Genomic DNA, 12,012 nt, shown 5'->3' on the forward strand with positions numbered 1-12,012 from the left:
CCTCGCATGGCACGACAGGACACGCCGGAGCCCGCACCCAGCCGCCCGGCGGGCGCCCAGACGGTGGAGCGGGCCTTCGAGGTCCTCCAATGCCTCAGAACGGCCCCGGGACCCGTCGGCGTGTCCGACATAGCGCGGAGCCTCGACCTGAACGTCAGCAGCGTCTACCGGATGACGAGGGCCCTGGAGAAGGCCGGCTTCCTCGAGCAGGATCCGACGACCCGCCGCTACCGGCTCGGCAGCGCCATTGCCGGACTCAACCGCGTACTGATCCACCAGCGCAGGTTCGACCTGGCACGACCCGAGTTGCAGCGGCTCGCCGAGGAGACGTCCGGTTCGGCCACACTCGCACTGCGCGACCGGAACGAGGCCCTGGTCGTCAGCGACCTGCCCGTCGCCGAGGCCACCGGCGACTGGGGCGCCCGGGTCGCCAACTCCGTACCGCTGCACGCGTCCGCGTTCGGCAAGGCCCTCCTCGCCTGGCCGGCCCCCACGGACGCGGAGCTGGACTCGCTCGCCCCCTTCGAACGGTTCACGGAGCGCACGATCACCTCGGCCGAGCGACTGCGCGACGAGCTGGCGGTCACCAGGGAACGCGGCTACGCCCTCTCCAGCAGAGAGCTCTATCCACTGCAGTTGACCGTCGCGGTGCCGATCCTCGACAGGGACGGCGGCAGCTATCTCGCCCTGGGCGTGGGCACCACCTGGAGCCGCGGAGCGGCGGCTCGCACGAGGGCCATGGCCCGCCTGGCCCAGGACAGCGCACACCGGCTGCGCACCCTCCTGGTCCCCGACTCCCCCGGCCGGTGGTGAGCCGCGTCCCGCCTCGCGCCGACCAACTCGCGTAGATGCGGGTTCACTTCAGTCCCGTGAACAGATCCCGAAGGGAGTTGACGTATCACCTCGGCGCCCCACACTCTTGAGTTGATACATCAACTCACATAGGGATGGGGAGCAGTCATGCCCAGAATTGCCGTGATCGTCGGAAGCGTTCGCCCGGGTCGGGTCACCCGCGAGGTGGCCGAGTGGGTCCACACCGTCGCTTCCAAGCGTCCGGAGGCCGAGTACGAGCTGGTCGACATCGCGGACTTCGACCTGCCGGCCTACGACGAGGCGCTGCCGCCGCAGTACGGGCAGTACGAGGGTGCGCACACCAAGCGCTGGGCAGCGAAGATCGCCGAGTTCGACGGCTTCGTCTTCGTCACCCCCGAGTACAACCACAGCGCTCCCGCGGCGCTGAAGAACGCGCTCGACTACATCTACGGCGAGTGGAACAACAAGGCCGCTGGATTCGTCAGCATCGGCGCCGCGGGCGGCGTGCGCGCGGTCGAGCACCTGCGACAGATCGCCTCCGAGCTGCAGATCGCCACCGTGCAGGCGCAGCTCGGGCTGCCCGTCTCGGTCGACTTCCCGAGCTACCCCGCCTTCTCCCCGTCGGAAACCCGCGAGGAGGAGCTGGGCCGGGTGCTCGACCAGCTCGAGAACTGGGCAGGCGCACTGAAGGCAGTGCGCGGCTGACGGTACGGCACACGCCGTTCCGCCACCGCGTCATCGTCCCTCCCGCGCCCGTCGCGGGAGGGAACTCCTTTGCGCGCTTCGCGGGCGGAATCCCCCGGACGAGAGGATCCATAGGGGTTTCGGAAGACCTCTCAGGGGACGCGTCCGGGGGTTATCCGTGAAATATGGGAACCATGAAATCATTGGTACTCGCCGGTGGTTCCGGCACCCGCCTGCGCCCGATCACGCACACCTCGGCAAAACAGCTGGTTCCGGTAGGTAACAAACCAGTTCTCTTCTACGGACTCGAGGCCATCGCCGCCACCGGTATCACCGAGGTGGGCATCGTCGTGGGCGATACGGCGGACGAGATAGAGAAGGCCGTCGGTGACGGTTCGCAATTCGGTATCGAAGTCACCTACATACGGCAGGAAGCCCCCTTGGGCCTCGCCCACGCGGTCCTCATTTCCCGCGACTTCCTCGGCGAGGAGGATTTCCTGATGTACCTGGGCGACAACTTCATCGTCGGCGGCATCACGGACGTCGTCGACTCCTTCCGCAGGGACCGGCCGGACGCCCAGGTTCTGGTCACCCGAGTCCCCGACCCTTCCCGGTTCGGTGTCGCCGAGCTGGATTCCGCCGGGCATGTGGTCAGGCTGGAGGAGAAGCCGCAGCAGCCCCGGAGCGACCTGGCGCTGGTCGGCGTCTATCTGTTCACCCCCGCGGTCCACCGGGCCGTGCGTGCGGTCAAGGCGTCGTGGCGCGGCGAGCTGGAGATCACCGACGCCATCCAGTGGCTCATCGACGAGCGCCTGCGGGTCCGGTCGACGACGATCACCGGTTACTGGAAGGACACCGGGAACGTCGACGACATGCTGGAGGCCAACCGCACCGTGCTGGAGACCCTGGTCCCCGGGATCGAGGGCGAGACGGACGACGCGACCCGGATCATCGGCCGGGTGCGGATCGAGGCCGGCGCCGTGGTCCGGGGATCCCGGATCGTAGGACCGGCCGTCGTGGGTGCGGGAACGGTGGTCGTCGACTCCTACCTCGGGCCGTTCACCTCGGTCTCCGAGAACTGCCACATCGAGGACAGCGAAATAGAGTTCTCGATCGTCCTGGCCGACTCGTCGATCAGAGGCGTGCACCGCGTCGAGGCGTCCCTCATCGGCCGTTCCGTCGAAGTGACCCCGGCACCACGGGTGCGCGCGGCCCACCGGCTGGTGCTCGGCGACTACAGCAAGGTGCAGATCTCCTCATGACCACCAAGATCCTGGTGACGGGTGGCGCCGGATTCATCGGCTCGCACCACGTGCGCACCCTCCTCGGCCCCGAAGGACCGGACGGGGTCACGGTCACGGTGCTGGACGCCCTGACGTACGCCGGCAACACCGCCAACCTCGCCGCGGTCCGGGACCACCCCGGCTTCCGCTTCGTTCACGGTGACATCCGGGACAGCGCACTCGTGGACCGGCTCGTCCCGGAACACGACCAGATCGTGCACTTCGCCGCCGAGTCCCACGTCGACCGTTCGATACTCAGCGCGACCGAGTTCGTCACCACGAACGTCCTGGGGACGCAGACGCTCCTGGACGCCGCGCTGCGCAGCGGCCTGGAGACGTTCGTCCACATCTCCACCGACGAGGTGTACGGCTCGGCCGCCGAGGGCTCCTGGCCCGAGACCGATCCGCTCCTGCCGAACTCACCGTATGCGGCGTCCAAGGCCGCAGCCGAAATGATGGCCCTCGCCTGCCACCGCACGCACGGCCTGGACGTGCGGGTGACGCGCTGCTCCAACAACTTCGGCCCGTTCCACTACCCCGAGAAGCTCATCCCCCTGTTCATCACGAACCTCCTCGACGGACGGCCGGTTCCGCTGTACGGGGACGGACTCCACATCAGGGACTGGCTGCACGTCGACGACCACGTCCAGGGCATCGAGCTGGTCCGCACCAAGGGGAGTCCCGGCTCGGTCTACAACATCGGCGGCGGCACGGAACTCACGAACAAGGATCTGACGGGGCGGCTGCTCGCGGCCTGCGGGGCCGGCTGGGAGCACGTCGAGTACGTCGAGGACCGCAAGGGCCACGACCGGCGGTACTCGGTGGACTGCGGCAGGATCCGCGACGAGCTGGGCTACGTACCGCGCGCCGACTTCGACGGAGCCCTCGCCGAGACCGTGGCCTGGTACCGGGCCAACCGTGCCTGGTGGGAACCGCTGAAGAAGCAGTCGGCGCCGTCATGACCGCAGGCGTCGCGCGCAGGCCCCTGTCCGGGTGGGTGGACAGGGGCCTGCGCGTGCTGCCGGAAGGCCCTAGACGGGGACGCCGGCCGCAGCGGGTACCGGCGGGCGCCGGCGTCGTCCCTCGCGTGCGATGCGCGGGTCGATCACCGGGTAGAGGAGGTCGATCAGCAGGTTGACCACGGCGAACACCGTGGCACCGAGCAGCACCAGGGCCTGCACGACCGGAAGATCCTGCCCGCTGACCGCCTGCGTGGTGAGCCGGCCGAGCCCGTCGCGCGAGAACACCGTCTCGACGACCACGGAACCCGACAGCATTCCACCGACCAGCAGCCCGACCATGGTCAGGGCAGGCAGGACGGCGTTGCGCAGCGCGTGCCGCACGTGCACGACCGACCGTGTCACGCCCTTCGCCCGTGCCGTCTCCACATAGCCCTCCAGGAGTTCCGACTGCAGGCTCTTGCCCAGCAGCTGGGCGATGAGCGCGCCGGCGGGCAGCGCGAGGGTGAGTGCCGGCAGGACCATGCTCTGCGGTCCTTCGTTGCCGATCGCCGGGAAGACGTGCCACCGGAACGAGAACTGCTGCAGGAGCAGCAGACCCACCCAGTACGAGGGCAGCGACACCCCGAGCGGTGGGAGGCTCATCAGCAACTGCTGCAGCCAGCGCCACCGCACCAGCGAGGCGCCGACCGCGAGCGCCGTGCCGAGCAGGAGGCCGAGCCCCAGACCCGCGCCGGTGATCTGCGCGGTCTGGGGCAGGGCCTGACCGATGAGGTGGGAGACCTGTTCCCGGCTCTGGATCGACTGGCCGAGATCGCCCTGCAGGACCGCGCCGAGCCGGCTCACGTACTGCTCGGTCATCGGGCGGTCGAGGCCGAGGTCGGCGCGCATCGCGTCGAGCTCGGCGGGGCTGAGGCTGGAGTTGGGTCCGGCCATCACCGCGACCGGATCGCTGGGCAGCGCGAACAGCACCACGAAGGAGATCGTGAAGGCGGCCCAGATCACGAAGACGGCCTGGCCGGCCCGTGACAGCAGATAGCGCGCCATCGGTTCAGCTGCTCCCGTCCAGTGCCCGGCTCGGGAGCTCGCGTCGGAGCACCGGGGCGATTTCGTCGAAGAAGAGCTCCAGCGTGGCGTCGTACTGTGCGCGGCTGAGGATCTCGCCGTCGACGTGCAGATGGAGGAGCTCGTGGCCGAACTCCTGGTGCTGGCCGATGACTTTGTCGATGATCTGCTGGGGGCTGCCCACGAGGACCGAACTGTGCTCGATCCAGTCCTCGACGGTGTCGTACGGGATCGAACCTCCGTCGAAGGTGCGGTTGACGGCCAGGCGTGCCTCGAAGACGGGACGGTAGGCGGCGACGGCCTCCTGGGAGGTGCGCGCTCCGAAGTAGCCGGCCGTGCCCGCGCCGACGAGGGCCCTGCGGGGGTCGTGCCCGTAGGAGGCGAAGCGTTCCCGGTAGTGGTGGATCAGCTTGGCGTAGCGGTCGAGCGGGCCGCTGCCGTTGGAGGAGAAGACCGGGTCGCCGTGCTGGGCAGCGAAGTCGACCGACCCGGTGCTGCTCCCGCTGCCGTGCCAGATCCGGATGTTCTTCTGGTACGGCCGCGGCAGCGCCTCGGCGTTCTCCAGGGAGCGGCCGAGGCGGCCTTCCCAGGTGACGTCGTCCTCGGTCCACAGCCGCCGGAACAACGCGTAGTTCTCGCGGAGCAGGTCCCACTGGTTCTCCGGGGTGATCCCGAACAGTTTGCTGGACCTGGGGTATGCCCCCTTGGCGACGATGAGGTCGAGCCGGCCGCCGGAGAGGTTGTCGAGCGTGGAGTAGTCCTCGAAGGCCCTCAGCGGGTCGAGCATGCCGAGCGTCGTCACCGCGGTGAAGAGCCGGATCTTCGAGGTCCGCGCGGCGATGTTGCTGAGGAGGACCGGTGGGGAGGACGACACGGCGGGGCGGTCGTGGCGTTCGCCGATCCCGTAGGCGTCGAACCCCCATTCCTCGGCGCGTACCGCGTAGTCGATGAGCTCCTTGAGCTGGAGCTCGTCCGGCTTGTCCTGCCGTGGCAGATGGGGGAGGAGGAGGAATTTCATCGCTGCTCCCGCTTGAGGTGGTTCTCGATCTCGTCGACCGCGAGCGCGGGCCCGCCCGATGCGTGTGTGTGCTCCTGCAGTTCCCGTACGCGCCGGGCGACGGCCTCGTCGCCCGCCACCGAGAGCACGGCCTCGCGCAGCGCCGCCGCATCGAGGTTCTCGGGCCGGACGACGGTGCCGATGCCCAGTTCAGTCACCCGCTCCGCGTAGGGCAGGACGTCGACGCCCTGCGGCACCACCACGACGGGTGTGGCGGTGTGGAGGGCTTCGGAGAGGCTGCCGGTGCCGCCGTGGGTCACGAACGCGGCAGCGTGTTCGAGGACCTTTACGTGGCGTATCCAGCGGTGGACCTCGACATTGGGCGGCAGGGGTGCCAGCTCGGCCGGGTCCAGGCCGTTGCCCACCGAGATCACCACGTGCAGGGGCTGGTCGCGGAAGGCTTCGACGGCGGTCCGGAAGAAGCCGATGTGCTGGTTGTTGACGGTGCCGAGCGAGATCAGCACGGTGGGCAGACCGTCGGCCGGAGGCTGCCAGTCGTCGAGGAAGTCCCGGTCCCCCAGGCTCGGCCCGATGAACACGAAGCGTTCGTCGAAGGTCTCGTGGGCGGGCTGGAACCGCCGGGGCACGAAGACGACGGTGAGCTCGTCCGGGACCCGCCGGGTCCACAGGAACTCCTCGACGCGGTCGGCGATGCCGTATTCGTCGAGGAACGCGGAGATCTCGTCCACCGGGTCGGTGAGGGCGAACTCCGGGGCGAGGGCGAAGATCCGTTCGAAGTACGAGTAGTGCGCGTTGGACACCACACTCGGTGCGAGGTGGACGGCGGGGAGCTGCCAGCTGTGGCGCAGCACGCGGCCGGCCTGGAAGGCCGCCTCGTCGTAGGCGAGGAGGTCCGGACGGTCGTCGCCGTAGTGCGCCTCGACGGCCCGCAGGATGGCGACGTTCTCCCGGAAGAACGCCTCGGTCGGGGTGATGGAGGTGTCGTTGGCCAGGCTCTCCAGCGGATTCACCGAGGTGTAGGTCAGTACGTCGGCGCCGGCCCCGCGCACCTTCTCGGCGAATTCCTCGATCGTCACGTAGGTGACCCGGTGGCCGCGCCGGACCAGTTCGGAGACCAGGGCGAGCTTGGGGAAGAGATGTCCGTTGGACGGTATGTCGATGATCAGTGCTCGTATGGACATGGGAGTCCTCCTTGGCGTCAGGTCCGGGGAAAGGCGATGATCTTCTCGGGCACGACCCGCACGGCGACCCGCACCAGGCCGTCCGGCGGTGCGTGGGTCTCCCCCAGGTACTTGAGGGCCAGTTCGTCGGACAGTTCCTGTGCGCCGTCCTCGGAGAGGTGCGCGATCCCGCGCACCTCCACCGAGCTGTACGGGTTCGCCGCATCGAACACCGAGACGCTGATCCGCGGATCGCGTGCCAGGTTCCTTGCCTTGCCGCGCGCCACAGGGGCCACGAACAGCAGGGTGTCGCCGTCCCGCTTCACCCACACCACCGAGGACTGCGGGCTTCCGTCGGGGTTCACGGTGGCGATGACCGGGAAGTTCCGGCCGTCGAAGAGCGCGCGGGTTCGTTCGTCGAGCGTCACCGGCATGGCGACGATCGCCTCCTTCATCAGTCGTTCGGTACGTGGGCGGGAGCGGGACGGCGGACCGTCAGGAGAGCCAGACGGGCGTCAGCGGGTTCAGCCCGGCGCCCGCGCCCAGCGTGAGTCCGTGGACCTGCTTGCCGGTGGCGACGACGGTCGTCTGCTCGAACACCGGGAGGTAGACGACCTCTTCGACGATGCGCCGCTGGGCCTGGGCCAGGATCTTGTTGCGGGCGGCGGGGTCACCGGTCGCGACCTGCTCCTGGAGCAGCGGCTCGAGCGTCGTGTCGTTGATCCGGTAGTAGTTCGGCGGCGCTCCGGAGAAGGAGGTGCGCAGCACGTCACCGTCGGCCTGGGTGCCGTTGGTCCAGAAGAAGTCGTACTTCTCCTTCTTGAGGCCGTCGAGGATCTGCAGGCCGGTCTGCTGGAGCAGCTTCAGCTCGATGCCGTTCTCGGCGAGCTGGGCCTTGATGAGTTCAAGAGTCTTCTGGCTGGCGGTGTAGCCGGGGAACCAGCCGACGACGAGGCTGAGCTTCTTGCCGCCCTTGGCCCGTACGCCGTCACCGCTGCGGGTCCAGCCGGCGGTGTCCAGCAGCTTGCCCGCTTCGGTGGGGTCGTGCTTCACCACGGAGCCGAGATCGGCGTAACCGGGCGTAGTGGATGCCAGCACGCTGGTCGCGGGCTTGAAGTCCGGGCTCAGTACGGCGTCGCGCACCTCGGTCCGGTCGACCGACAGGGCGACGGCCTTGCGGACGCGGACGTCGTCGAGCGGCTTGCGGGCGGAGATGGGCACCAGCCCCCACACCAGGCCGGGGTTGGGCCGGGTGACGAGTTTCAGCCCGTTGTCGCGTACGGACGCGATGTCGCCCGGAGGTACGTCGCTGACCGCCTGGACCTGCCCGGACTCGAGGCTGCCGGTGCGGACGCCCGCCTCCGGCACCACCTTGAAGACGACCTTGTCGAGGTAGGCGTCTCCGGTGTGCCGGACACTGCCGGGCGACCAGTCGTACCCCTTGCGCTTGGAGAGGGTGACCTGGCCGGGTGCGAAGGTGTCCAGGACGAAGGGGCCGGAGCCGATCACGTTGTCGACACGCTTGTCCCAGGGGAGCTTGAGCGTGGCCGGGGCGACGAGGGACAGTCCGGTCTGGGAGGCCGCGACGAGGAAGGGCGCGTTGGGCTTGCTGAAGGAGACCGTCACCGTCGCCGGGTCGACGACCGAGGCTTTGGTGAACGCGCTGACCGTCGGGGCGATCGAGGGGTTCACCTTCGCCTTGTTGGCGACCAGGTCGTCGAAGTTGGCCTTGACCACCTCGGCTGTCAGCGGGGTGCCGTCGGAGAAGGTGACGCCTTCGCGGAGGTGGAAGGTGAACTCGGTCGCGTCCTTGTTGATCTCCCATGACTTCGCGAGCCACGGCACGATCTTGCCGGTCTCCGGGTCCTGGTTCACGAGCGAGTCGAAGAGCTGCCGGTTGACGTAGACGGCACCGGTGTCGGTGAACGCACGGGGGTTGGCGCTCTGCGGGGACTGCTGGAGAGCGAGGGTGAGGGTCCCGCCCTTCTTCGGTGCACTGTTGGCGGCGTCGCCGGACGAGTCGTCGTCCGTGCCGCCGCAGGCGGTGAGCAGGACGGTCAGGCCGGTGGCCAGGACCAGCGTGGAGCGGAGTCTGCGTGCTCGGGGGTACATGACGGGGTTGTCTCCTCAGGGTGCTTCTCGAAGGGTGCGGGGGGTGGTTCTGCGTCAAAGGGCCGGGCGTGAGCAGGTGGTCCGGTGCTCAGAGGCGTGCGGCGGACGGCTGTCCGGTCTGCCCGAGCTGCTCACGGCCGGGGACGGCGGCCAGCAGAGCCTCGGTGTACGGATGGGCCGGACGTGTGAGGACCTGCTCGGCGGGGCCTTCCTCGACGAGGCGGCCGGCGCGCATGACACCGACCCGGTGGGCGATCTGCCGCACCACGGCCAGGTCGTGGGAGATGAACAGACAGCTGAGTCCGAGCCGGGCCTGGAGCTCGGCGAGCAGGTCGAGGATCTGGGCCTGGACCGAGACGTCCAGAGCGGACACCGGCTCGTCGCAGACCAGCAGGCCCGGGTTGAGCGCGAGGGCCCGAGCGATCGCCACGCGTTGTCGCTGACCGCCCGAGAGTTCGGAGGGCCGGCGCTCCAGGACCGTGGCGGGCAGGGCGACGAGGTCGATGAGTTCGGCGGCCCGCCGGGTGCGCTGCCGGCGCGTCCCCAGTCCGAACGAGGTGAGGGGGTCGGCGACGATCCGGCCCACCGTCAGCCGGGGGTTGAGGGCCGCGTAGGGGTTCTGGTGGACGATCTGCATCCGGCGGCGCAGCGAGCGCAGCTCCCGCCCGCGGTGGGCGGTGACGTCCTCGCCGTCGACGTACACACGGCCCGAGGTCGGGGAGGAGAGCCGCAGCAGCAGCCGTGCCACGGTCGACTTCCCCGATCCGGACTCGCCCACCAGCGCGAACGTCTCGCCGCTCGGGACGGTCAGGCTGACGTCGTCGACGGCGCGCAGGACCGTGCGCTCGCCTGCCGCGCGCGGCAGCCGGTACTCCTTCACCAGGTGCTCGGCGCTGATCTGTACCGCGCCCGTGGGAGCGGCGAAGGCGTCGGAAGCCTGCGGTGCCGGGCCGCCCGGTTCCCGGACGGTGGCCGCGGGGCGTGCCGGGGGTCGGGGGCCTCGGCCCGGGGTCGCGGCGACGAGTGCCTTCGTGTACGGGTGCGTCGGGGCGGACACGATGCTTTCCGGCAGACCGTCCTCGACGATCTCGCCCTGCGCCATGACCAGGACGCGGTCGCTCCGTTCGGCGGCGACCCCGAGGTCGTGCGTGATCAGCAGGACGCTCGTGCCCGCGGCACGGGTCAGCGACTGGATGTGGTCGAGGATCTGGCGCTGCACGATGACGTCGAGCGCGCTGGTCGGCTCGTCGGCGACGATCAGTCGTGGCCGGGCGGCGACGGCGATGGCGATGAGTGCGCGTTGGCGCAGGCCGCCGGAGAGCTCGTGCGGGAACTGCCCGGCGCGCCGGCGTGGATCGGGTACGCCCGCGTCGGCCAGCAGATCGAGTACGGCGGCCCGTGCGCCGCGCCGGTCGGTGATCCCGTGGGTGATCAGCGCCTCGGCCACCTGCCGGCCGATGCGGTGCACGGGGTTCAGCGCGGTGCCGGGGTCCTGGGGGATCAGGGCGATCTCCCGGCCGCGCAGGCCTCGCAGGCGTCGTTCGCCCAGTCGGGTGAGGTCCTGCCCGCCGAAGAGGATGCTGCCGCCACCCACTTCGGCGGCGGGCGGCAGGAGGCCGAGCACGGCGTGTGCCGTCGTGGACTTTCCCGATCCGGACTCGCCGACGACCGCGACGGTCTCGCCCGGGGCGACGGTGAAACTGACGGACCGTACGGCTTCGACGACACTGCGGCGCAGCCGGTAGCGCACGACGAGGTCGCGGACGTCGAGGAGCGGGGCGGGCTCGGAGCCGGGAATCGTTTCGGAGCTCATCAGGCGGCCCTCGGATCGCTGTCGAGGGCGCGCGCCACCCGGTTGGAGGCGACCACGGTCGCCGCGACGGCCAGGCCGGGGAAGGTGGTCAGCCACCAGGCGACCCGTAGGGAGTCACGCCCCTCCGAGACCAGTGCGCCCCACTCCGGTGTCGGCGGCTGCACCCCGTAGCCGAGGAAGCTGAGCGCGGAGACCGCGAGGATCGCGGTGCCGAACTCGAGGGCGGCCAGGGCCCAGACCGGTCCGAGGGTGTTCGGCAGGACGTGCCGCGTCAGGACGCGCGGCCACCGTGCTCCTCCGGAGTGCGCCGCTTCCACGTACAGGCTCTCGCGGACCTTGAGCACTTCGGCGCGCATGATGCGGGCGCAGACGGCGATGCTCGTCAGACCGACCGCGATGGCCGCGTTCCGGGTGCCTGGCCCCAGCGCGACGATCAGCACCAGGGACAGCAGCAGACCGGGTATGGACAGCAGCATGTCCACCAGTCGCATGATCACCATGTCCGTGCTTCCTCTGAGGAATCCGGCCAGGAGGCCGAGCAGTGATCCCGCTGTCAGTCCGATCAGGGTGGCGATCAGGGCGGACAGCAGGGACACTCCGGCCCCGTGCACCAGTCGCGTGAACAGGTCCCGGCCGAGCTGATCGGTCCCCAGCAGATGCTCGGCGGAGGGGCCGAGCAGCCGGTCCGGGGTGTCCACGGCGAGGGGATCCCGCGAGGTGAACAGTTCGGGGGCGAGCGCGGCGGTGATCGCGGCGAGGAGCCAGAGCACGGCCAGTGCCAGTCCCGGCCGGACGGCCGGCAGCCGCCGGATGCCGGTGCGGATCCGTAGCCGGGGCTTCGAGGTCCCGTCGCCGGAACCCTTCGGCGACGCGGCTCGTTCGGCGGGTGGGGTTTCGGGGGTACGAGCCCCGTCGGTACCCGGCCCGGTCACCGCGCCCGGCAGGGAGTCGGGTAGCAATCTCACGGCCTCTCCAGATGTGCGGACTGTCGTTCGCAATACCGCGCCCGGCAGCTCGGAAGGCCGCGCTTGGTGAATCGCAGGAACTCACTGTCGATAAAACTTCGTCGGCGAAACTCTGTCGGGAAATCGGTCTTTCGACCCCC

At 69.7% G+C, this 12,012-nt stretch carries 11 protein-coding genes; 4 read left to right on the forward strand and 7 right to left on the reverse strand.

The genetic code is table 11. The features are described from left to right. Positions 1–6 precede the first annotated feature (6 nt). From ACFW9O_RS32730 to rfbB, 4 genes are all read left to right on the forward strand, one after another. Positions 7–813, forward strand: coding sequence for an IclR family transcriptional regulator (locus ACFW9O_RS32730; RefSeq protein ID WP_384614397.1), 807 nt, complete (start codon positions 7–9; stop codon positions 811–813). Between the two features lie 147 nt (positions 814–960). Then, positions 961–1,518 carry an NAD(P)H-dependent oxidoreductase gene (locus ACFW9O_RS32735; protein ID WP_351179733.1) on the forward strand — a complete coding sequence of 186 codons (558 nt, stop codon included), beginning with the start codon at positions 961–963 and terminating at the stop codon, positions 1,516–1,518. A 173-nt stretch (positions 1,519–1,691) separates the two neighbouring features. Beyond that, the gene (locus ACFW9O_RS32740) at positions 1,692–2,759 is read left to right on the forward strand and encodes a glucose-1-phosphate thymidylyltransferase (protein WP_351179736.1); all 1,068 of its coding nucleotides are present in this window, start codon (positions 1,692–1,694) and stop codon (positions 2,757–2,759) included. Continuing rightward, positions 2,756–3,742, forward strand: a complete 987-nt coding sequence (gene rfbB / locus ACFW9O_RS32745; RefSeq protein ID WP_384614398.1) for a dTDP-glucose 4,6-dehydratase — start codon at positions 2,756–2,758, stop codon at positions 3,740–3,742. The genes ACFW9O_RS32740 and rfbB overlap by 4 nt, the downstream gene beginning before the upstream one ends. 69 nt (positions 3,743–3,811) lie before the next feature. On the opposite strand, the gene ACFW9O_RS32750 is transcribed toward rfbB, so the two are convergent. The 7 genes from ACFW9O_RS32750 to ACFW9O_RS32780 form a co-directional block, all read right to left on the reverse strand. Then, positions 3,812–4,786, reverse strand: coding sequence for an ABC transporter permease (locus tag ACFW9O_RS32750; protein ID WP_351178971.1), 975 nt, complete (start codon positions 4,784–4,786; stop codon positions 3,812–3,814). Between the two features lie 4 nt (positions 4,787–4,790). Continuing rightward, positions 4,791–5,822, reverse strand: coding sequence for an LLM class flavin-dependent oxidoreductase (locus tag ACFW9O_RS32755; RefSeq protein WP_351178974.1), 1,032 nt, complete (start codon positions 5,820–5,822; stop codon positions 4,791–4,793). Next, a complete protein-coding gene (locus ACFW9O_RS32760) occupies positions 5,819–7,003 on the reverse strand; it encodes a macrolide family glycosyltransferase (protein ID WP_384614401.1) in 1,185 nt (394 codons plus the stop codon). Before ACFW9O_RS32760 ends, ACFW9O_RS32755 begins: the two co-directional genes overlap by 4 nt. A 17-nt stretch (positions 7,004–7,020) precedes the next feature. Continuing rightward, entirely contained in the window at positions 7,021–7,437 is a 417-nt protein-coding gene (locus ACFW9O_RS32765) for a PPOX class F420-dependent oxidoreductase (protein WP_329204448.1), read from the reverse strand. A gap of 40 nt (positions 7,438–7,477) precedes the next feature. Next, positions 7,478–9,094: an ABC transporter substrate-binding protein gene (locus ACFW9O_RS32770; RefSeq protein WP_384614402.1), complete on the reverse strand. Its 1,617-nt coding sequence runs from the start codon at positions 9,092–9,094 to the stop codon at positions 7,478–7,480. 88 nt (positions 9,095–9,182) lie between these two features. Then, positions 9,183–10,907 (reverse strand): dipeptide ABC transporter ATP-binding protein, encoded by a 1,725-nt coding sequence (locus tag ACFW9O_RS32775; protein WP_384614403.1) that lies wholly within the window; start codon positions 10,905–10,907, stop codon positions 9,183–9,185. Then, positions 10,907–11,872, reverse strand: a complete 966-nt coding sequence (locus tag ACFW9O_RS32780) for an ABC transporter permease (RefSeq protein ID WP_384614405.1) — start codon at positions 11,870–11,872, stop codon at positions 10,907–10,909. Before ACFW9O_RS32780 ends, ACFW9O_RS32775 begins: the two co-directional genes overlap by 1 nt. Positions 11,873–12,012 lie beyond the last annotated feature (140 nt).

Source organism: Streptomyces sp. NPDC059499 (assembly GCF_042749285.1).
Lineage (GTDB): Bacteria > Actinomycetota > Actinomycetes > Streptomycetales > Streptomycetaceae > Streptomyces.